Here is a 2,439-nt window from a genome sequence, read left to right on the forward strand (position 1 = left end):
TGATCTATCCATGGGCAGGTTGAAGCGCGGGTAAGACCGCGTGGAGGACCGAACCCACTTAGGTTGAAAACTGAGGGGATGACCTGTGGATAGGGGTGAAAGGCCAATCAAACTTCGTGATAGCTGGTTCTCCCCGAAATGCATTTAGGTGCAGCGTTGTGTGTTTCTTGCCGGAGGTAGAGCACTGGATAGCCGATGGGCCCGACCAGGTTACTGACGTTAGCCAAACTCCGAATGCCGGTAAGTGAGAGCGCAGCAGTGAGACTGCGGGGGATAAGCTCCGTAGTCGAGAGGGAAACAGCCCAGACCATCAGCTAAGGCCCCTAAGCGGTGACTAAGTGGAAAAGGATGTGGAGTCGCAGTGACAACCAGGAGGTTGGCTTGGAAGCAGCCACCCTTGAAAGAGTGCGTAATAGCTCACTGGTCAAGTGATTCCGCGCCGACAATGTAGCGGGGCTCAAGTCATCCGCCGAAGCTATGGCATTCACATATATAGCTAAGCCGCCTTCGAGGTTGGTTCAGGTGTGTGGATGGGTAGGGGAGCGTCGTGTCGCGAGTGAAGCTCCGGAGTGATCCAGGGGTGGATGCGACACGAGTGAGAATGCAGGCATGAGTAGCGAATCACGTGTGAGAAACACGTGCGCCGAATGATCAAGGGTTCCAGGGTCAAGCTAATCTGCCCTGGGTAAGTCGGGACCTAAGGCGAGGCCGACAGGCGTAGTCGATGGACAACGGGTTGATATTCCCGTACCGGCAAAGTAGCGCCCATGACGAACCTAGTGATGCTAACCATCTGAAACTCACGTGACCGGACCCTTCGGGGCGAGGCGTGTGAGCGTAGCGTGGGACCCGAACTGGTAGTAGTCAAGCGATGGGGTGACGCAGGAAGGTAGTCCAACCGTACCGATGGTTGTGTACGGCTAAGGATGTAGGGCGAACGATAGGCAAATCCGTCGTTCTGACTTTGATGTCGAGCTTGAGATCTGATGGGGAGCCGAATGGCGAAGTGGATGATCCTATGCTGTCGAGAAAAACCTCTAGCGAGCTATGCGCCGCCCGTACCCCAAACCGACTCAGGTGATCAGGTAGAGAATACTAAGGCGATCGAGCGAACCATGGTTAAGGAACTCGGCAAAATGCCCCCGTAACTTCGGGAGAAGGGGGGCCGGATGCGTGAACCCACTTGCTGGGGGAGCGTTGATGGCCGCAGAGACCAGGCCCAAGCGACTGTTTACTAAAAACACAGGTCCGTGCGAAGTTGTAAGACGATGTATACGGACTGACTCCTGCCCGGTGCTGGAAGGTTAAGGGGACCGGTTAGAGCGTAAGCTCGAAGCTGAGAACTTAAGCCCCAGTAAACGGCGGTGGTAACTATAACCATCCTAAGGTAGCGAAATTCCTTGTCGGGTAAGTTCCGACCTGCACGAATGGAGTAACGACTTGGGCGCTGTCTCAACCGTGGACTCGGCGAAATTGCACTACGAGTAAAGATGCTCGTTACGCGCGGCAGGACGGAAAGACCCCGGGACCTTTACTATAGTTTGGTATTGGTGTTTGGTTCGGCTTGTGTAGGATAGGTGGGAGACTGTGAAGTCCACACGCCAGTGTGGGTGGAGTCATCGTTGAAATACCACTCTGGTCGTACTAGATGTCTAACCTAGGACCATTATCTGGTTCAGGGACAGTGCCTGATGGGTAGTTTAACTGGGGCGGTTGCCTCCTAAAATGTAACGGAGGCGCTCAAAGGTTCCCTCAGCCTGGTTGGCAATCAGGTGTTGAGTGTAAGTGCACAAGGGAGCTTGACTGTGAGACAGACATGTCGAGCAGGGACGAAAGTCGGAACTAGTGATCCGGCGCCAGCAGGTGGAAGCGGCGTCGCTCAACGGATAAAAGGTACCCCGGGGATAACAGGCTGATCTTCCCCAAGAGTCCATATCGACGGGATGGTTTGGCACCTCGATGTCGGCTCGTCGCATCCTGGGGCTGGAGTAGGTCCCAAGGGTTGGGCTGTTCGCCCATTAAAGCGGCACGCGAGCTGGGTTTAGAACGTCGTGAGACAGTTCGGTCCCTATCCGCCGCGCGCGCAGGAAACTTGAGAAAGGCTGTCCCTAGTACGAGAGGACCGGGATGGACGAACCTCTGGTGTGCCAGTTGTCCCGCCAGGGGCACGGCTGGTTAGCTACGTTCGGGAGTGATAACCGCTGAATGCATCTAAGCGGGAAGCACGTTTCAAGATGAGGTTTCCCACCACGTATGTGGGTAAGGCCCCCAGCAGAACACTGGGTTGATAGGCCGGAGGTGTACAGCAGTGATGCCTAGCCGACCGGTACTAATAGGCCGAGGGCTTGTCTTACACTCATTCAACAAGACCTACAAAGAGGTCTAGTGCCCTGTATCTGCAGCGTATGTTCGCGTCCACGAACCAGTCACACAACACGT

The 2,439-nt window shown here is 55.2% G+C and carries 1 rRNA gene (running past one end of the window); it reads left to right on the forward strand.

The window, feature by feature from the left end:
- A 23S ribosomal RNA gene (locus tag ASF50_RS03500) occupies positions 1 to 2,353 on the forward strand (it extends 780 nt beyond the left edge of the window).
- Positions 2,354 to 2,439: the final 86 nt, after the last annotated feature.

This window comes from Nocardioides sp. Leaf307 (assembly GCF_001423135.1).
GTDB lineage: Bacteria > Actinomycetota > Actinomycetes > Propionibacteriales > Nocardioidaceae > Nocardioides > Nocardioides kribbensis.